Source organism: Methylobacterium segetis, assembly GCF_004348265.1.
In the GTDB taxonomy this organism is placed as follows: Bacteria; Pseudomonadota; Alphaproteobacteria; order Rhizobiales; family Beijerinckiaceae; genus Methylobacterium; species Methylobacterium segetis.
The window spans coordinates 1-16,505 of the sequence record NZ_SMNT01000124.1 but is presented as its reverse complement, the minus strand read 5'-3'; the positions used below and the strand labels follow the sequence as shown (position 1 = coordinate 16,505).

At 65.1% G+C, this 16,505-nt stretch carries 17 protein-coding genes and 2 pseudogenes; 10 read left to right on the top strand and 9 right to left on the bottom strand.

What is annotated here, in order from left to right:
* The 3 genes from ctrA to E1J50_RS23175 form a co-directional block, all read left to right on the top strand.
* On the top strand, positions 1-660 hold a 660-nt coding region (gene ctrA / locus E1J50_RS23185), incomplete at its 5' end, for a response regulator transcription factor CtrA (protein WP_132256126.1).
* Positions 661-1,342: 682 nt separating this feature from the next.
* The gene (locus E1J50_RS23180; RefSeq protein ID WP_132256125.1) at positions 1,343-1,612 is read left to right on the top strand and encodes a hypothetical protein; all 270 of its coding nucleotides are present in this window, start codon (positions 1,343-1,345) and stop codon (positions 1,610-1,612) included.
* A 251-nt stretch (positions 1,613-1,863) separates the two neighbouring features.
* The gene (locus E1J50_RS23175) at positions 1,864-2,589 is read left to right on the top strand and encodes a DUF1223 domain-containing protein (protein ID WP_132256124.1); all 726 of its coding nucleotides are present in this window, start codon (positions 1,864-1,866) and stop codon (positions 2,587-2,589) included.
* A gap of 318 nt (positions 2,590-2,907) precedes the next feature.
* Here E1J50_RS23175 and E1J50_RS23170 read toward each other — a convergent pair whose 3' ends face one another.
* The gene (locus E1J50_RS23170; protein WP_132256123.1) at positions 2,908-3,543 is read right to left on the bottom strand and encodes an NAD(P)-dependent oxidoreductase; all 636 of its coding nucleotides are present in this window, start codon (positions 3,541-3,543) and stop codon (positions 2,908-2,910) included.
* 1,058 nt (positions 3,544-4,601) lie between these two features.
* Here E1J50_RS23170 and E1J50_RS23160 point away from each other — a divergent pair.
* Together E1J50_RS23160 and E1J50_RS23155 are read left to right on the top strand one after the other, a co-directional pair.
* Positions 4,602-6,566, top strand: coding sequence for an alpha/beta hydrolase domain-containing protein (locus tag E1J50_RS23160; RefSeq protein ID WP_132256122.1), 1,965 nt, complete (start codon positions 4,602-4,604; stop codon positions 6,564-6,566).
* A gap of 217 nt (positions 6,567-6,783) precedes the next feature.
* Positions 6,784-6,972: pseudogene (locus E1J50_RS23155) on the top strand (integrase core domain-containing protein); the annotation flags it as partial.
* Between the two features lie 77 nt (positions 6,973-7,049).
* On the opposite strand, the gene E1J50_RS23150 reads toward E1J50_RS23155, so the two are convergent.
* The 4 genes from E1J50_RS23150 to E1J50_RS23135 form a co-directional block, all read right to left on the bottom strand.
* Positions 7,050-8,168, bottom strand: a complete 1,119-nt coding sequence (locus E1J50_RS23150) for a helix-turn-helix transcriptional regulator (RefSeq protein ID WP_132256121.1) — start codon at positions 8,166-8,168, stop codon at positions 7,050-7,052.
* 1,143 nt (positions 8,169-9,311) lie between these two features.
* Positions 9,312-9,536, bottom strand: coding sequence for a hypothetical protein (locus E1J50_RS23145; protein WP_132256120.1), 225 nt, complete (start codon positions 9,534-9,536; stop codon positions 9,312-9,314).
* Positions 9,537-10,290: 754 nt separating this feature from the next.
* Positions 10,291-10,500: a cold-shock protein gene (locus tag E1J50_RS23140; protein WP_132256119.1), complete on the bottom strand. Its 210-nt coding sequence runs from the start codon at positions 10,498-10,500 to the stop codon at positions 10,291-10,293.
* 307 nt (positions 10,501-10,807) lie between these two features.
* Positions 10,808-11,149 (bottom strand): hypothetical protein, encoded by a 342-nt coding sequence (locus tag E1J50_RS23135; RefSeq protein ID WP_132256118.1) that lies wholly within the window; start codon positions 11,147-11,149, stop codon positions 10,808-10,810.
* A 561-nt stretch (positions 11,150-11,710) separates the two neighbouring features.
* Here E1J50_RS23135 and E1J50_RS28455 point away from each other — a divergent pair.
* Positions 11,711-11,854 (top strand): hypothetical protein, encoded by a 144-nt coding sequence (locus tag E1J50_RS28455; protein WP_342635922.1) that lies wholly within the window; start codon positions 11,711-11,713, stop codon positions 11,852-11,854.
* A gap of 74 nt (positions 11,855-11,928) precedes the next feature.
* Here the strand turns inward: E1J50_RS28455 and E1J50_RS23120 are convergent, their stop codons facing one another.
* Together E1J50_RS23120 and E1J50_RS23115 are read right to left on the bottom strand one after the other, a co-directional pair.
* A complete protein-coding gene (locus tag E1J50_RS23120) occupies positions 11,929-12,966 on the bottom strand; it encodes a patatin-like phospholipase family protein (protein ID WP_245516711.1) in 1,038 nt (345 codons plus the stop codon).
* A gap of 327 nt (positions 12,967-13,293) precedes the next feature.
* Positions 13,294-13,530: a hypothetical protein gene (locus E1J50_RS23115; protein ID WP_165937956.1), complete on the bottom strand. Its 237-nt coding sequence runs from the start codon at positions 13,528-13,530 to the stop codon at positions 13,294-13,296.
* 166 nt (positions 13,531-13,696) lie between these two features.
* Here E1J50_RS23115 and E1J50_RS23110 point away from each other — a divergent pair, with 166 nt between their 5' ends.
* Both E1J50_RS23110 and E1J50_RS28585 read left to right on the top strand, forming a co-directional pair.
* Complete coding sequence (locus E1J50_RS23110; RefSeq protein ID WP_425374960.1) at positions 13,697-14,239, top strand: sigma factor; 543 nt, start codon at positions 13,697-13,699, stop codon at positions 14,237-14,239.
* A gap of 9 nt (positions 14,240-14,248) precedes the next feature.
* The gene (locus E1J50_RS28585; protein ID WP_425374961.1) at positions 14,249-14,398 is read left to right on the top strand and encodes a sigma factor-like helix-turn-helix DNA-binding protein; all 150 of its coding nucleotides are present in this window, start codon (positions 14,249-14,251) and stop codon (positions 14,396-14,398) included.
* A 116-nt stretch (positions 14,399-14,514) separates the two neighbouring features.
* On the opposite strand, the gene E1J50_RS23105 is transcribed toward E1J50_RS28585, so the two are convergent.
* Positions 14,515-14,709: a hypothetical protein gene (locus tag E1J50_RS23105; RefSeq protein ID WP_132256114.1), complete on the bottom strand. Its 195-nt coding sequence runs from the start codon at positions 14,707-14,709 to the stop codon at positions 14,515-14,517.
* A gap of 483 nt (positions 14,710-15,192) precedes the next feature.
* Between E1J50_RS23105 and E1J50_RS27855 the strand changes: the two genes are divergently transcribed.
* Entirely contained in the window at positions 15,193-15,642 is a 450-nt protein-coding gene (locus E1J50_RS27855; RefSeq protein WP_207919275.1) for a hypothetical protein, read from the top strand.
* 70 nt (positions 15,643-15,712) lie between these two features.
* The gene (locus tag E1J50_RS23095; protein ID WP_132256113.1) at positions 15,713-15,922 is read left to right on the top strand and encodes a hypothetical protein; all 210 of its coding nucleotides are present in this window, start codon (positions 15,713-15,715) and stop codon (positions 15,920-15,922) included.
* A gap of 347 nt (positions 15,923-16,269) precedes the next feature.
* Here the strand turns inward: E1J50_RS23095 and E1J50_RS23090 are convergent.
* A pseudogene (locus E1J50_RS23090) lies at positions 16,270-16,505 on the bottom strand (transcriptional regulator); the annotation flags it as partial.

The window sequence follows — 16,505 nt, the reverse complement described above, 5'->3', positions numbered from 1 at the left end:
AGCATCGAGCTGATGCTCAAGTCCGAGAACTTCAACACCTACACCACCGATCTCGGTGAGGAGGGCGTCGATCTCGGCAAGCTCTACGATTACGACATCATCCTGCTCGACCTGAACCTGCCCGACATGTCGGGCTACGAGGTGCTCCGGTCGCTCCGCGTCGCGAAGGTGAAGACCCCGATCCTGATCCTCTCCGGCATGGCCGGCATCGAGGACAAGGTGAAGGGCCTCGGCTTCGGCGCCGACGACTACCTCACCAAGCCCTTCCACAAGGACGAGCTCGTCGCCCGCATCCACGCGATCGTGCGCCGCTCGAAGGGCCACGCCCAATCGGTCATCACGACGGGCGACCTCATCGTCAACCTCGACCAGAAGACCGTCGAGGTCTCCGGCTCGCGGGTGCACCTCACCGGCAAGGAGTACCAGATGCTGGAACTCCTCAGCCTGCGGAAGGGCACGACCCTGACGAAGGAGATGTTCCTCAACCACCTCTACGGCGGCATGGACGAGCCCGAGCTGAAGATCATCGACGTCTTCATCTGCAAGCTGCGCAAGAAGCTCGCCAATGCCAGCCAGGGCAAGAACTACATCGAGACGGTCTGGGGCCGCGGCTACGTGCTGCGCGATGGCGTCGCTGAAGTGCAGAAACTCGCCAGCTGAATGCGGCGGCCTCGAGATCGCCTCTTACCGACGACTGACACCAACCTCCGCGATCCGGCCGGCATCATGGGCCGATGAGACTGGTCATGGCTTCTCTCGTGAGGCCTGAAGGTAGGCGCGGCGGCAGAGCAGTGCGTTGAGCGCCCAGGCCGACCGCGCTGCCAGGAGGCTCGCCGCGGCTAGCGCGGCCGTCCCAACCTCGCGTCGGCTCACCACGGCAACAGGGCCCCGTGTCGATGCCACCGGCCCCTCGGCAAGCCCTTAGGCAGGTGCCGACTGCCGCCGCAGCAGGTTGCGGACGACACGGAAGGGAAGGAGCGGCAGCTTCAGAAGAGCTGTGATGGCCAGCACGGCGCGCACCGTGACGATCGCGATCATGGAATTTATCAACGGACGCCCTCGCATCGTGTGGCAGCTCGCTTGTGCCGCTGGACCGCCATCGGATGGAAAAGGAGCCCCGAACGCGGCGACACCGTGAAAGGAGCGAGCTTTGCCTGCGTGTGAGCCCCGGAGGTCGCTTACGGCCTTCCAGGCGGGGCTTGAGGCGGTTCATCGCCGGCAGGAGGTGGCTCTCCTCGCGTGCGTAACGGCACCTCGATCAGGAAATCGCCGGCGAACCAGCCATCAGACGGGACGAGACAGCCTCCCTCCGGAGAGCGACCGTCACTGAAGGATGGATGCTATGACCAACCGCTTTGCTTCCCTTGCTGCCGCCGTTGCCCTGAGCTTCGGTGCGATTGCGGCTCCTGCACTTGCGCAGGCCGCGACGTTCAACGCCTGGGGGCACGAGTTCTCCGTGCCTGAATCGCGGGCAGCGGAGGTTCTGAGCACGCCTCAGAGCACCTACATCGCCGTGCAGTCGGGCTCGGTTGGCGAGCGAGGATACGGCGCCGCTTACCGCTATTCCGGCAGCCATGCGGGTGGCCCGGCCAATGGCCTGCCGCGCTACTGAACCTGCACTCATTTGCGAGAGACCGCCGACCAACCGGCGGTCTTTTGCTCTCCCGAAAGGCCGCTCGGCCATGCGCACGATGGCGCGAAGCCGGGCAAGGCGGTCAATCGCGGAGACCTCCCGGCTGCGTGTGTCCTTCAACAACCGGAGGGCGGCGAACCTCCTCAGCAGCTTGTCGTAACCGTGACTCGCGTCTCACCGAACAACCGAGGTGCGTCCTACGCATCGGCTGTTCTCCGGGAGCCTCAATCATGCGGCACGCTGCAGTCTGCCTCTGTCCCCTATTGCTGGCGATCGGGCTCAGCTCTGCCGGAGCGGCGGAGCGGCCTGTCGTCGTCGAACTGTTCACCTCGCAGAGCTGCTCCTCCTGCCCTCCCGCAGAAGCGCTGCTCGGGCGACTCGCCCGCGAGGGTGCGAATGTTCTGCCACTCGCCTTCCACGTCACCTACTGGAACCACTTGAATTGGCGTGACGGCTACTCATTACCCGCGGCGACCGCGCGGCAGAATGCCTATGCCGCCCGCCTCGGTGGCTCGATCTACACACCCCAGGCGGTGATCGACGGCCGCGCTGATGTCGTCGGTTCGAATGAGGTTGCTGTTCGCGCAGCGATCGGCCGAGCGCTGACCTCGGCGCGGTCAGCGGTCGGCGTCAACCTCGGGCGTCAGGGTAGCAATCTGGTCGTGAGCGTGGACGCCGGCAGCGGCTCGGGAACCATCCTGCTGGTCGGGTTCGATCCAAGCCACACGACACGGATCGCGCGCGGCGAGAACGCCGGCCGCACGATTGAGCAAGCCAATATTGTCCGCTCCCTGCACGATGTCGCTCAATACTCCGGTGCCGCTTTGACGCTCACGACTCCCGTCCCGGCGGGCGAGAACGCCGCAATCCTTGTGCAGACGGCCGACGGAACCATTCTCGGCGCGACCCAGCTCGGCACCCGCACTTCTTCGGTGCGGCCTCAGCAGGCTCAATGACACTCGGCCACCTGCCACACCTCTCGGCCGCACCAACTCTTCAAATCCCCGGATGAGGCCGAGGTCGGCTTCGTCGTCTCGGGCGTGCCGCGGCCTGCGCACATGCGCTTGAGGCAGAAGCGACGGCCTAGGTCGAACCGATAACAAACCCGTGGGGTCAGATTGTCGCTGACGTGCGCGATCTGAGCGGCCTCTTGGCTGAGCTCTGCAAGGAGGTCGATGGCTGAGATGGTCCAGCCCTAGTCGCTGTCTCGATGCCGACGAAGAAGCGTGACTGCTACGTCGGAAATCGTGGTGTCTCGGCTGAACACGGCTCTCTTATGCGACCAGAACCACCGCCCTGAGCAGGTAGGTCGCATCATCAAGGTGCTCGACGATGAAGTCGGCGACGTCCGCGCGCGAGATCAACCCACCCCGCCAGGAGGACGGCTCGTCGAGTGCCCGGTAACGGCCGGTCTTGGTGCCGCTCGTGAGCACGCCGGGTCGGACGAGCGTCCAGTCCAGCTCACTTCGGCGGATGCGCATCTCCTGGGCGTCCTTGTCGTCATAGATGCGACCGAATACCAGTTCGAAAGGGACACGCTGAAGGATGCTGATCGCGTCGCGGCTGTCGCCTGCCCCGAAACCGGTGATCGCCAGGAGACGACGGACACCGGCCTTCTCCATCGCGGGCACGAGAACGTTGGTCGCGTCCGAGAACAGGCGCACCGGATCAAACAGCTCTGTGACCGACACGCCGAGCGCCTGCACCACGGCGTCGATGCCGTCCAAGGCCGCCGCTATATCCCCCGAGTTCCGGGCGTCTCCGGCAAACCGCTCCAGTTCCGGTGCGGAAATGCCGAGGCTGGAGGCGGACCGCGCGAAGGCGCGTACGCGGTGCCCGGCCGCGAGAGCCGCCTTGACCGTCTCCAGACCGATGCCTCGGCTCGCACCGATGACGAGGATGTGAGCCATGAACGTTCCTTGCGGTCCGGCGCGAGAAGAGAGCAGGCACGGGCAACGCGCCATGTGGTCGCTTGGCCTATCGCCGACGTACGAGTTGGACGCGTTTGAGGCGTAAGAGGCCGCACAGGTCTTCTCGGGAAGGCGGGCGGCTGCGGCTTCTCCGCGGTGACATCTTGGATAGTGAGCCTGCTGCTGGGCAGCCCGATGCGGATTGCGCCTGCGGCGGTGAGAGCTTCTGTCGCCGCGACCAAGCCGCACCTGTCACGTTGCCCGGAGCCTTACACAGGAGATCCCATGGCAACGATCTGCAAGCTCGCTCAAGCCCTGGCCGCCAAGGTGGGCGATCACGTCGAGATCGCCGTCGAGGCCGAGGGACGGGACCAAGTTCAAGATCGTCGCCACCGCGGAGCAGTTGGAGGCACTCACAGGCGACCTGGAAACCATTCTCGACGCCGATGACAGCGAGGCGGCTTAGGAGCGGCGCGTCCTAGCCGACGCTACGTGCGGGACGAGCCGCCCAGTTAGAGCTGGGCGGCTCGTCAGCCCGACCGAGGCTCAGCGCCATTCAGACGATGCAAGCTCCCCATGCCCCTTCGGACATGCGGCCCAGAAACCATGCTTCACCAAAAGCACTGGGCTGCCTTTCTCGAAGCCATCGCGGTGTTTCGTCGTGGCAGAACCGTCATCCTCTGCCACGACGATTTTGCCCGACCTGTCAGCGGCCCGCGTCATCGCCCCGCACGGCACTTCGGTACATCGTTGTCCCGATCGCGCCTCATAACGCCCAGCCAGCGAATGGCCGCTTCAAAGAAGCTGCCTTGATCGGCTAAACGGCCGAAATGGGCGCATCACAGTCGTTTGTTAGGTCAAGGCTCCGAGATGATGTGAGGCCGTCCCTGCCAACATCGAACAGCCAAGAAATGCACAGGCTGGAGTCATTCGCTCAGACCCGCGCATCGCCGAAGCCGAATGCAAAGCGGCCGGCAGAGAGCCCTATCGACATAGCGCAGTCGCCATGCTTGCTGAGGCGACCGGCCAATGACCACGAGCCGGATGGGGGGATCAGCATGCAGGCCGTTCGAGTTCTGGTCGCCGTACTCGGCTGCACGCTGATCCCTGCTTCAGCCAACGCGCGCATCACGGCCATCAACATCACCTCTGTCGAGCCGTTCGCTGGCAGTGCCGAGTGGGGCCACGCCGGAGCCTACGAGCGCGTGATAGGCACCGCTCGCGGCGAACTCGACCCGGCCGACCCTGCGAACGCCGGCATCATCGACATCACGCTGGCCCCTCGGAACGCTCGCGGGATGGTGGAATACAAGACCGACCTGTTCATCCTCCGCCCAAGCGACCCAGCGCGCGGCAGCGGTACTCTGCTGTTCGAAGTGCTGAACCGCGGCCGCAAGTTCCTGTTCAATTGGGTGCTCGACGCCCCAGCTCAGGCGGCGCAGGCCGTCAACGACCCGCGCAGCGCAGCGGACGCGGGAACCGGGCTTGTCCTTCGGCGTGGTGACACCATCGTGTGGTCTGGCTGGGAAGCGGATGCCCTGCGCGAACAGGGGGGCATGGCCATCGACGTGCCGGTTGCGAGCCGCGACGGTAAGCCGATCACGGAACTGGTGCGCGACGAACTCGTCAGCGCGACGCGTGGGCCGCCCGAGGCGCCATTCAACCTCACCTTCAAGCCTGCCAGCGACGCGAAGGCTGACGCACAACTCAGCGTACGCCGCCGCGAGTCGGATCCGCCTCGCCCCGTACCGGCAGAGGTCTGGCACTACACCAACGCGCGCCGGATCGAACTTCTGCCCAACGGCAGCAAACCGCTTCCCGGTTCGCTCTACGAGTTCACCTACCGAGCCACCGAGCCGAAGGTGCTGGGCATCGGCTTTGCGGCCACACGTGACGTCGTTGCCTACCTTCGCGGTGACGCAGCCGGCGGGATCAGTCCGGCAGGTGGCGTGATCCAGCATGCGGTCGCGCTCGGCATCTCCCAGAGCGGACGCTACCTGCGCGACTTCATCCGCCAGGGCTTCAACCGCGACGAGGCTGGCCGGCGCGTGTTCGACGGCATGCTGCTACACATCGCAGGCGTGGGAGGAGTCTTCCTCAATGCTCGCTTTGGACAGCCCTCACGGACGAACACGCAACACGAGGACCACCTCTACCCGGAGAACGCCTTCCCGTTCTCGTCGGCCCATCTGAACGATCCGGTTACGGGGCAAACAGGCGCGCTCCTGCGCGGCGACGGGTACGATCCACTGCTGATTGAGGTCAACACTGGCACCGAGTATTGGCAGAAGGGCGCCTCGATGCTGACGACGGATCCACTCGGGCGAACCGACGTGTCCCTACCCGACACCGCACGGGCCTTCCTGATCTCCAGCGCCTTCCATTACGGTCGCGCCGGGCTGACCTCGACCAAAGGGCCATGCGCCAATCTGCGCAGCACTCTTAACCCAGCACCTGCACTTCGTGCGCTTCTCGTCGCGCTCGAGGAATGGGTCATCGACGGCCGAGCGCCGCCAAACAGCCGTGTGCCGCGCCTGAGTGACGGAACCCTTGTTGAGGCAGCCAAGGTAGGTTTTCCCTACATCCCGAGCGTGCCGGTGCCCACAGCCCCGAATGCGATCGTCCGTTTTTCCACCTACGTCGATCCCCATCCCGAAGCCGGGCAGCAATACTGGCCTCTTGTACCGCGCGTAGACTCGGACGGGCACGACGTGGCGGGCATTCGGCTTCCAGCAGTTGCAGCACCGCGTGCGACGTTTACAGGGTGGAACCTCTATGCCGAGCCGTTTCCGGCAGGCGCCCTCTGCGACCGTGAGGGCAGTCAGCTCCCGCTCGCGCGCAGCAAGGCCGAGCGTGACGCGAGCGGGGATCCGCGCCTGTCGCTCGAGGAGCGCTATTCGGATCATGCCGCGTACGTAGCGGCGGTGGCAAAGTCGGTCGACGCGCTCGTCACGGATCGATTGCTGCTGCGCGAGGATGGCGATCGCATTGTTGCCTCAACGCGAGAGACGGAGGGGCCATAGCATCGCAAAAGGGCTATCGGCGGCCGATGTGACCTGACCGGCTGGCTTTGGACCGGGCTGATTGCGAGGATCAGCCAGGACCAGAGGGGTCGGTGATGAGGAGAGGACAGAGGCCGAGTTCGGAGCAGGTCGTGCTGACGCTGCGCCAGATCGAGGTGCAGACAGCCCAAGGCTAGAGCATCACCGTCGCGTGCACAGAGGCGGGCGTCTGCGAGCAGAGCTATGCGACGAGTGCCTACGCCAAGAGATCTTCGACTTGCTCAATGAGGCGCAGGCCGTGATCGGCCGCTGGCAGAACACCCACAACGGCGTCCGGCCGCACTCGTCCTTGGGCTGCCGGCCGCCTTCGCCCGTCAGCTCTCCGGACTTAGCCTTCCGGCTACCCAGGGCCACTACCATGCAGTAGCCCCTCACTCAGCCCGGTCCAAAATACCGGTCAGGTCACCCGCAGCTCCAACAAATTCAAATCTACAACACATGAGTTTAGCGCTCGCGCAGCATGAACAGCTTGCCCATGAGCGCTGCAAGCTCGCTCTGGCGCGACACACCCGTCTTCTCGAACACCCGCTTGAGCACCGTCCGCGCCGTCGGCAGTGCAATGCCGAGCGTCTCCGCAGCGTCAGCCGGAGCCACTCCCGCACCGACGAGGACTGCCAGCCGCGCCTCGCCGAGCGTCAGCTTGAAGGCGTCGCGTACCACCGCCGGGTCGAAGGGCCGCTCACGGGCTGGGTCCCCGACCAGTACAAGGGCGCTGGCTGTCTGCAGCGCAGGGACGTCGATCGATGAGGGTAGCGGCAGGAGCTGCACGATGAGGCCGCGCTCTCCGTTCGGCACGATCAGCGGTTCATTCGCGCCGGAGCCTGTCACCGTGCCGCTCTCCACGGCCGCAAGCCGCGCCTGAAAGGCCTGCTGCGTGGCTCTTTCGTTCATGCGCAGACGGCCGCTCGATACAGCAAGCCCTGAGCCGAGCAGCCGATCGGCCGTGCGGTTTGCAAGCAGCACACGCTGGTCCGCCCCCAGCACCAGGACGCCGCAATCGATCCGGTCGAGCGCCGCCGCCAGCCCCACACGCTCAGCCTCGGCATCCATCAGGCGGATCGAGAGGCCGAGGGAGCGCTCAGCGTGGCGGCTGAGCGCCAGAAGCTGCTCCTGCAACGCGTCGCAGAAGGGGGGCTTCTCCTTCACCCGCAGGACAGTGAGAATGACCTGGACAGCGGGCGAGGGTGACACTGGGACTGTCATGCCCCAACAGAGGCCATGCGGCAGCAAAAACTGCTGGTAGATCGGCAAGGTGGCGATCTCCTCTTCGGTGCAGAGCGTCTGATCGGCCTGCACGTCACGGTGCCCAGTTGCGATGGCGCGGAAGACCCGTTCAGCCCGCACGTCAAGGTGCTGCCAGCGTTGTTCGTATTCCTGCGCCATCACGACGAGAGTGGGCGAGACGATTGCGCCAAAACGCCCGTTGTCGTGCCGGTAGAGGAGCAGGGCACCGCGCGCGTCGAGCAGTTCGGCGATCGCCTGGAGAGTGTTCGGCCAGAGGCTGGGGGCCGCTGCGGCGGCGTAGATAGTCTCGACGGTGTCATTCCAGGCAGAGAAGTTCATCGTGCAGGGGCTCCGAGCGTAATCGTAGCACGATAATTTCTCATATCTCAGGTGGGGTACGGCGCTCTGGCTGCACACAGTTACATTCTTGGCGGTGTGCAAGCATCAGTGCTTGGTCTGAACCTCCGAAATCTCGATCAGCCTCCTCTGCAGCGTCCTCCTCGCCGTTCTGCTTCTCGGGGCGAGCGCCACCGCGACCCTCACGCTCTCGCACGCGCCGGCTCAGGCTGGCTGCGACGGTGGCTGTAACTGAGAGCCGGCGCCATGATTCGCTTCCTGACCGCCTTCGTGCTCACCCTTGCTGTGCTCGGCCTGGGCGCCGCCGTCCTCACCCTGTCGCACACGCCCGCCCAAGCCGATTGCGGCTCCTGCGGCTAACCTGAGAGGATGCCGCAATGACCCGCTCCCTGATCGCGTCCGTCTTTACGCTGGCCCTCCTTCGGGCGGGCATGGCGGCCGTCACCGCTCCGACACCGGCACAAGCTGCCTGCGACGGGGGCTGCAACTAAGGAGAAGTGCGATGACCCGCCAGTTTCTGGCCGCCCCGCCCGCCCGCTCGGTGCTGGGCGCCGGCACCCTCACCCTGTCGCATGCCCCGGCCCAGGCCGGTAACGGCAAAGGCCGCAGCAGCGGGTGCTGAGCGCAGGCGCCTCGCATCAGCCGTGAGCTTGAGCCTGCCCGGTGGGGGCGGGGCTTTCGCTGTTTCATAGCCGCGTGGATCCCTGCTCTACGAGCGCCCTATCGACCAAGTCGCACTCGTCGAGCACCGTCTTGGTGCGCCGGGAGTGTTCCTCGAAGGTCGGACGGATGGCCTGGATCAGGGTCCGCAGGGCGGAAGACCAGTTCCCCAAACCGGCCTTCTCGGACGGCAGGGTCCAGGCCAGGGCTGGCCAACGAGCACCTGCGGGTTCTGGAAAGCCGACGCACCTGAGAGAGTGAGCCCGGCACGAATAAGAGCGCCCTTGCCCAGCATGGTTCCTGATCTCCGGCGTGCTCCGAGGCATACCGCGGCCGGGTTGAGATCGTGTGGCGTGGCTCTGCAGCGCCAGCCTCAATCCCGGCTATCTTGGAGCGTCCGGAGCGGTTCCCGCATGTCAAGCGCAGCGGGGCCGGACGCTGCGTCCGGCGGCCGTGCTGTGAAGGCTACTCCATGGCTGAGGCGATGGATGCGCCTGCCTCGCCGGCGCTCTCCTGCTCCAGGACCTCTGCCGGAATGAGCGCAACCACAAGGACCAGGAAGAGCACGAACGCGATAGCCGCCAAGACCTGCGTGACCCGTTCCGGATAGCGGCGGAACGTGTGGATCAGGGCACAGCCGAGCGTGAAGGCGGCGGCCTGTGCAACGATGGGGACGGGCGGTAGAGGCATCGGACAAGCAGACCCAAAGGGGCGCCGTTGCTGACGCGCCAAGTTCTTTTGGAGAAATGCCGCTCTCAAGACGTGCAGATGAGGAGATGCAATATGCCAGAGAGGCTGTGCACCATTCATCTGGCGTATGTGGGCGCTCACGGTTTCATGAGCGCCTGCGTCTCAGGTTAGCGCGAACGTGAAGCCGGCCTGAAGCAGAATCAGTAGGCCAACGGAGTGAGAATTTGTCCGCCTCCTCAGTCGAGAGAGGCAAGCTGGATAATCTCTGGGTCAGAGATATCAATGAGGTTGGCCAGCTTCATGCCATGGCTCCTCATCTCTGCGTGCCCAAGCAGCATTGCTGCTGCGAATAAGCCCCAAAGAGCGGTGAAGACAATGGGTGGCCGAGCGCGGGGCATGGAATTCGCTCCTGGCTGGAGAGGAGCAAGTAGCCTAGTAGAGCGAAACAGTTCGCAGCATCATCCAAATGAGGTACATCGCAAAGTATTTCGCATTCTAGGCTTACTGTTGCAACAATACTCCTGCCCGACGGACGCAATGGAATCGACCCCAGCTCATCTACGGTCGGCTAAGGCGCCTGCTCAGGGCCGGTGACGCTGCCCGGCGCGTAACGATCCCTTAACCGCTCGGGTCGACCGTATCGGTGCTCGCCGTGCTATCACCCCTCAACACGGCGATCGCCCCTGCCGGTCAAATCTGCTCCGGCCGGCAGGGGATCCGGCTCCCCACAGCGATCCGCGGACACGGGCGCCGCTTACCCGACCTTCAGGTTCGCCGCGCTCTCCTTACCGGAGCGCCGGTCGGCCTCGACCTCGTAGGAGACCTTCTGGCCTTCGGCGAGGGTGCGCAGACCGGCGCGCTCAACGGCCGAGATGTGCACGAACACGTCCTTGCCGCCGTCGTCCGGCTGGATGAAGCCGTACCCCTTCGTTTCGTTGAACCACTTCACGGTGCCAGTGCTCATCGTGGGTACCTTAGCTGTCTCGGGCGAGCATATTTGGATGCCTCGGTAGCTTCGGCAAGCACGTCTCGCCCCTCAAAACGATATCGAGGCCGGTGGCCCCGCCCTGCCTGTGATGAACGCCTCAGCGCGTTGGATAATCGGGCGCGTGGACCGGCGCTGTTAAGCTCTGATCAACCCATCGAGCGCCGCCTAGGGAGGCCACACGCGAGGCCCTCCATCATGGCGATTGTCATCCTCGACCCGACCACCGGGAAGCTCGTCACGATCCAGCCGCCGAAGCGCCGCTCCCCTGAGGACTGACTGCGGATCAAGGTTCTCCGGGGCGCCGGCGTGCACGCTTCTCCGCCGGGGCAGGCAGCTTAGCGAAGGCCTCCTCGCACATGCTGCCGAGGCTGCTGCGCATCACGCCCCGCGCCCACTCCCGGCGTCCCTCGTCCATCAGCTTGAGCGCCGCCTCTTGCGGTGTCTGCTCGGCGCAGGCCCGCATGACCTTCATCAACGGGTACTCGGCCTCGCGCCCGCAGGACTGCTTCGCCTGCAGAAACAGGCCGTACTTCTGAAACCGCGTCGGGCACTCGTCCGCCGCCGAGACTGGGGCGGCGGTAATCAGGCCGGCTACGAGGGCGAGGCTGAGGCGAACGGGCAGCACCGATCGTCGGAGCTAGGTGCAGGTGCGCCGGTAGCGGCGGCAGTTGCCCGCTCCCTCTTCACCCAGCTCCTCTTTGTGCATGCAGGCGCGGCGCAACTCGCGGCACACCTCTCGTGAGGGTCCACGCCGGCGCTCCTCGTAGCCGCGGCGGCCATCGTCCACGCGCACGCCTTCGGGACCGATCGAGATACCTTGAGCGACGCTCGTACCAGGGATGGCGATGAGGGCGGCCAATGCAGCCGCGGCCAATGAAAGCTTACTCATAGAGGTACTCCTCCGGATCGGTGCGCCGGGCCCCTGCGCGTCAAGGCCCTAGGAACACGGAAGCAAACCAAACGGTTCACTGCGCCTGCAGCGTCGTAGCGGGTTCGTCTCGCCCGGTTTGTCTGCCGCGTCCGAGCCCTCGCATTCGTGAGTGATCTGCCTCCTCGGACGTGCTCCATCGATCGCCGGGCCGATCAGCCTCACGAGGATGGGATGCAGACCGCTGCGCTTGCCTACAACGTCTTCTGTCGCAAGCGGCAGCCAGCGCTTCGCTGCGCTGTACCGCTCGATCACCCGGTGCCCTCATTCGTCAGCGGCGAGACGTGGGATTTTGGCGGCACCGTTACGGGCGAGCAGGCACCCCCAGGCTTCAAGCCTGAGGCTGCGGACGAGGCCGTGCGACACACCGGCTACTACCTGTTCCACGCGGTCCAGGCGTAGCCGGCAAGTTCTTTGGGCTGAATGGCACCTTCGGTGTCGGGCAGGCAGGGCTCCTGCAGCCCGGCCAGATCACCCTACCCACGGTGGTCTGCAATCCTGGGCCCGTGAAGGGCCACGTAGTTGAAGCGCCGGCGGTCGGTTCCTTGAGCCTCCAGCCGCTCCAGACCGCTGACGGCGTCGCGCGCGCCTGCTGCCCAACGGTCACGGATGGAGGACGGTGAGTAGTCGAAACTCTTGGCGGCGAGTTCGTGCGCGCCCGCTTGGTACACGAGGTGAAGAAGTGTCACGGTCGAACCATCCGGATCGAGCTTCTGCCGCAGATCATATTCGCGGGTGAGGCCCGCCACCGCACGGCGTGCCGCGCTGGCGAAGATGAGATCGTTGGCTCGCTCCAGCACAGCATCGAGTGAGCGCGGACGCGGTGCCTGCAGGCTGAAGAGGTCCGTAGCGATGCAGAGAAGATCCCGCTCCGGCTCCGTTGCAAAAATGGCGTCGAGGGGAAGATTGTTCGTGAAGCCGGTGTCACAGAAGACGCGGCCATCCAACTCGACGGGTGGGAAGGCGGGCAGGATGGCCGTACTGGCCAGGATGTGCTCGGGCCGGATCGTCTGTCGAGCGGTGTCGAAGTAGACCTCCTCCCCGGTCTCGACATCGACGCAGCAGACCGTGAGGCGCGTATCACCTCGGTTCAGTCGCTCGAAGTCGACGAGGCGCTTCAGGGTGCCGAGAAGGGGCGCGTTGTCGAACAGAGCCACATCGTTTGGCACCCACGGCAGGGCTGACCAGAAGCCAGGCAAGCGGTGCCGGTAGATGTTCGGCCGTCCCCAGACGAGCGCGAGGAAGGCGTGCAGACCGTTGTAGATCTGGCGGGGCTTCAGCATTTTGGTCGGGCTTAGGCCGGTGAACTGGGTCGCTTCGTCCCAGAACTGACGGAGCTTGGCGACCCGATCGTCAGGTGCGTTGCCCGCGATGATTGCGGCAGTCACCGCCCCGATGGAGGCGCCGACGACCCAGTGGGGGCGAAGACCTTGGTTGTGCAGAGCCTCGTAGGCTCCCGCATGGTAGGCGCCGAGGGCGTTCCCACCCGCGAAGACCCAAGCGAGGTTGCTCATATTGGCTGGCATCTCCGATTCCCTGAAACATCGGGTCTGCGCTTCAACAGCGTTCGTCAAAACGCCCAGCCGCATACCCTCATCGCATGGCCCTGAAAACCTCCGCTGGGCTTCCCTGGATAGCAGTCTGCCTAAACCCCAATCGGAACATCGTCTTCGCTGAGACCTACGGAACGCTTGCTATCGCGCAGAAGCGGATGGCCCAATACGTCGACGTGCTTGTTGAAGGTCCGCGCAACGGCCACGGGTTTGGGCTCTGGCAGGTGCAACCTACGTGCTCAGCTTCCGGAGCGAAACGTGGCGGCCCGGGTCTGGCAGAACAAGGCCCTACCGGAATGGTGGCCCGAGTGCTCTGAGCACCGCCCGTAGGTCCATGTCGGGCAGCTCTGCTTCCCACCGCACCAGCGGAGCGCCACAGACCACCATCGTCGCGCGCAGGTCCTCAACGCACCGCTCGGCCTCGGCAAGCGTCAGGAACCCGCAGCGCCAGTACACGGACCCGGACGCCGAAACGGCCACGAGGGCGAACCGCCCGTCCGCGTGGTCGACGATGCTGTAGGTCACTGTTCGCGCCATTCCCCAACCGAGCTGCCCTGCACAGGATGGGCGGAACGCGCGCACCTCAGGGAACGATCCTCTCGCATTTTTGAGTTATGCATTCACTGTACAGTCAGAGTGTGCAGCGTACCCTGGCGCGGTTCGCTCTGCGAAGGGACACAGGTTGAAGGTCATGCTGGTATCCGACGGGCTCGGAGTGGATCCGGCGGAGGTGCAGGACGCAACTGCGTCGGCCGCCCTACCTGCCGCGATCCTGGATCACCTCGGCTTTGAGCTGCAGGCGGCGTACGGCACGCTGATGCAGGCTCAGCTCCCGCAGCGCCTGCTCGATCTGATCGCGCAGCTCGACAGCGTGCCTGCTGTTAAGGGCGAGGACGCGAAGGCCTTCCGCGATGGTGTGGTCGAGGCGCTGCCCAGCCTGCGGACGTTCGCGCTGTCACTCGTCGCGAACGAGACACGCGCCGATGACCTCGTGCAGGAGACCGTACTGAAGGCGTGGGCGGCGCAGGGCCGCTTCATCCCGGGCACGAACCTGAAGGCGTGGCTGTTCACCAGCCTGCGCAACCAGTTCTACAGCGAGTGCCGCAAGCGCAAGCGCGAGGTTGAGGACGCGGACGGCACCATAGCCGCCCAGATGATCGTGCCCGCCTCGCAGGAGCACGGCTCGGATCTGCGCACGATCTGGGGCCAGATCGCCAAGCTGCCGCCGTCCTAGCGCGAGGCGCTGCTGCTCGTGGGCGCGCAGGGCCTGACCTACGAGGCGGCGGCCGAGGTGATGGGATGTCAGACCGGAACCGTGAAGAGCCGGGTGAGCCGTGCGCGTTCGCTTCTGGCGAGCATGTTCGGAATGCCGGCAGTGCGGGCCTCCGCTTAGGGCCTGACTTCAGCCCAGCCTCTGGAGCTTCCTGACGCCCAGATCCTGTGCAGGGGCTGGCTGGCTCAGGTCCGCTCGTGCTCCTCGGAAGAAGCCTGCAGCGTGCTCCGGCCCGGCTATGCGGCGATGCCGAGGGGTTCCGAGGCCGGCTCTGGAGCAGGGGCGGGCAAACCACGCTGGTAGATCAACGACACGGCATGCCAGAAGGCGGCTCCATCCCCCTCTGAGCGCTGAAGGCTTTTTTCGATCATGACGCGGGCCAGCTGCGCCAGGGCCTCAACCTCAGTCGGATCGACCTCTAAAGCGGCCATGATGCGCCTCGTGATGTTAATCCTAACAACATCAACGTGCGTCGCAGCATTCTGATCCGGCATGGCGGGCCGGCCGGGCGGCGCTCCATAGCGCCCACCCATGGAAGCTATGGAGCGTGCGGCTACTCCTCATCCACGTCATGCGCTTGCAGCCACTTCACAGCAGTGCGAAGCTGGCCCGGCATGCGCCGGCCAGGCGGTGGAGGGCAGGTACTCTCGATGACCCGGGCTAGGGCATGAAGCTGCTGCTCATGCCGGCACTGAGCGTGGGCTGACCGAGGCAGCCATGGGTTCGTGAGCGACATGCGGCGAAGCCCTTTCGGTGTGACGATGAGACGGGCGATGCGGGTCATGGGGCACCAGCCCTCGTCGGCGCCTCGCGCGCGAGCCTCATCAGCAGGCGGTGCGCCTGAGAAGGGCCCGAAACGGTCCTGGGCCCTTCAGCGTTCCTGACGGTCGCGCACGACAGGGCAGGAGCGTGTCATGGCCAGTTGGCGGTCCATGGAGCGGGCGCCGCAGGACGGCCGGTGGATCGTCGCCATCAACCGGCACGAGCCCGACACACGCGCTGTGATCCGCTGGGACCCCGCGCGGTTCGGCGATGCCCGCCCTTGGCATGTTGCCTCCTGCCGGCACAGCTATCCGACCGATGCCTTCACGGGCTGGCAGCCGTTTCCGGACTGCCCGCCCGTCGCTGAGGCTGACCAGTCAGCCACACAGGAGACGATGATGATGGCGGCGGACAGTGGGGCTCCCCTCGTTCTGCAGGTGGGACCCTGCGAAAACGATCCGGGCCGCTTTCGCTGGGCCATCCGCGACCGCGACCATGTGGTCCGGCAATCTTGCTACTCGCTGACCAGCGAAGACGAGGCGCGTACCGAAGGATTGACCGCTCTCCAAGAGGCAGTGGCCCTGTTGCGCGACACCTGCTGAGAGGTGGAAGCTGGCGGGATGCACGAGGGTGCCTGTCGCGCAGCTCGTATCATGAGGAGGTGACCACGTCATGGCTCCGATCAAGAGGCTGGCCCGTGTTCTCACCGACGAGGTTCATGGCGAGTTTCGCCTCACTCTGGAGGCGGAGGATGGTGCGACCTTCCAGGTCTCCGCAACCGAGCAGCAGATCGCAGATCTGATCGACGAGCTCGATGATCTTCTCGGCGATGATGCCGATGAGGATGAGGTGACGGAGCACAAGGAGATGGGCGACGAGTAGCACTCGCAGCCCATCTCACTTCGGAGCGCGGCAGCGCAGGCGGCGCTTCATAACACCCACTCGGCAGTTGATCGCTTCGAAATTATCATCGGAGGCAACTGGAGGGCTGAAATGGGCGCATAGCTGCCGACCGGGTTTGGCCGAAAGCCGCAGGTCCGTTTCAGAGAAGGTCCGCCAGAAAAGCTGACGGACACTGTACAACTGAATTCGGCAAGCCGACAATTTTCGGCCTTGCAGACGGAAGCGGCATGCACGCTTCCGCGACGGTGCGATCTGGGCTGGGATCGCGCACCTCGCCCGGCACTCCGGAATGGCGCCGAATACCGACCCGGCCGCTAACACGCTCCTCAGCCTGTTTTGGCGGGCAGGGCGAAGAGATCAACGAAGGACTGTGCGAGTTCGGCCTCGCCAGCGTAGGCGAGCGTTCCGCCCGCACCGTCTCTGGCCAGAGGCGCCTTGCCATAGATCGTGCGGCGCATCGCCATCGTATCTCCGGTGAAGGCAAGGTCGGGTGCCTCCATGACACCACGGCTCACGCAGATATCACCGCCCGTCACTGTCGCAATAAAGTTCTCGCCGGGGA

Bases quoted from the DNA above. Each gene is read 5' to 3' on its own strand.
- E1J50_RS23180 (WP_132256125.1), top strand. From the start codon at position 1,343: ATGACCAACCGCTTTGCTTCCCTTGCTGCCGCCGTTGCCCTGAGCTTC.
- E1J50_RS23175 (WP_132256124.1), top strand. From the start codon at position 1,864: ATGCGGCACGCTGCAGTCTGCCTCTGTCCCCTATTGCTGGCGATCGGG.
- E1J50_RS23170 (WP_132256123.1), bottom strand. From the start codon at position 3,543: ATGGCTCACATCCTCGTCATCGGTGCGAGCCGAGGCATCGGTCTGGAG.
- E1J50_RS23160 (WP_132256122.1), top strand. From the start codon at position 4,602: ATGCAGGCCGTTCGAGTTCTGGTCGCCGTACTCGGCTGCACGCTGATC.
- E1J50_RS23150 (WP_132256121.1), bottom strand. From the start codon at position 8,168: ATGAACTTCTCTGCCTGGAATGACACCGTCGAGACTATCTACGCCGCC.
- E1J50_RS23145 (WP_132256120.1), bottom strand. From the start codon at position 9,536: ATGCCTCTACCGCCCGTCCCCATCGTTGCACAGGCCGCCGCCTTCACG.
- E1J50_RS23140 (WP_132256119.1), bottom strand. From the start codon at position 10,500: ATGAGCACTGGCACCGTGAAGTGGTTCAACGAAACGAAGGGGTACGGC.
- E1J50_RS23120 (WP_245516711.1), bottom strand. From the start codon at position 12,966: ATGAGCAACCTCGCTTGGGTCTTCGCGGGTGGGAACGCCCTCGGCGCC.
- E1J50_RS23110 (WP_425374960.1), top strand. From the start codon at position 13,697: ATGCTGGTATCCGACGGGCTCGGAGTGGATCCGGCGGAGGTGCAGGAC.
- E1J50_RS23105 (WP_132256114.1), bottom strand. From the start codon at position 14,709: ATGGCCGCTTTAGAGGTCGATCCGACTGAGGTTGAGGCCCTGGCGCAG.
- E1J50_RS27855 (WP_207919275.1), top strand. From the start codon at position 15,193: ATGGCCAGTTGGCGGTCCATGGAGCGGGCGCCGCAGGACGGCCGGTGG.
- E1J50_RS23095 (WP_132256113.1), top strand. From the start codon at position 15,713: ATGGCTCCGATCAAGAGGCTGGCCCGTGTTCTCACCGACGAGGTTCAT.